The organism is Candidatus Propionivibrio aalborgensis (assembly GCF_900089945.1).
GTDB classification, from domain to species: domain Bacteria; phylum Pseudomonadota; class Gammaproteobacteria; order Burkholderiales; family Rhodocyclaceae; genus Propionivibrio; species Propionivibrio aalborgensis.
In genome coordinates, this window is sequence record NZ_FLQY01000337.1 from 1 (window position 1) to 903 (window position 903).

The 903-nt window shown below is 61.1% G+C and carries 1 protein-coding gene; it reads left to right on the forward strand.

The window, feature by feature from the left end; all coding sequences use genetic code 11:
- A partial coding sequence (gene xerC / locus PROAA_RS13900; protein WP_342669223.1) for a tyrosine recombinase XerC occupies nucleotides 1-903 on the forward strand: 903 nt, incomplete at both ends.

Sequence of the window (903 nt, forward strand, 5' to 3'; positions counted from 1 at the left end):
TTGCATGCTCACCGACGGGCTTGTCAGTGCTTACCTCGACGAACTCGCTCAGCAACGGCGACAGTCCCCGCATACGGTCAGCAACTACCGGCGTGATCTGGGTGTTCTCGGCAGGCTTGTCGGCGAGTTGCCCGGAAATCACCGATTCGACACGATCCAGACGCATCAAATTCGCCGTTTCATCGCCCAGTTGCACGCCCGTGGTTTGGGTGGGCGCTCACTGGCTCGCATGCTTTCCGCGTGGCGCGGTTTTTATCGCTGGCTTGGTCAGCGCAGTGAAACGACCCAGAATCCGGTCGACGGCGTGCGGGCGCCAAAGACGTCCAAGGCCTTGCCGAAGGTTCTGTCGCCCGATGAAGCCAATCGTCTCCTTGATTCTTCGAGCGATGCGGTCATGGAAATTCGGGATCAGGCGATGTTCGAGCTCTTCTATTCGTCAGGCCTGCGTCTTGCCGAACTCGCTGCGCTGGACCTGGCGAGCCTCGAAGATATTTTGGCTGGTGAAGTGCGTGTTCTCGGCAAGCGCAACAAGCTGCGGCTGGTTCCGGTCGGCAGCAAGGCCCGCGAAGCCGTTGGGCTTTGGGCGCGGCGACGAGGTGAAGTGGCTTCCGCCGAGCAAATAGCGCTATTCGTGGGGCAGCGCGGTGGCCGAATCAGCCCCAGGTTGATCGAGGAGCGGCTCAAGCGGCGCGCGCTGGCGAAAGGCCTGCTGACTGGCGTGCATCCGCACATGCTGCGCCATTCATTTGCCTCGCATGTTTTGCAGTCGTCCGGCGACCTGCGTGCGGTGCAGGAAATGCTCGGCCATGCCAGCATCGCGTCGACGCAGGTCTATACTCACCTTGACTTTCAGCATCTGGCCAGGGTCTATGATTCGGCGCACCCCCGCGCCAAACGGAAATA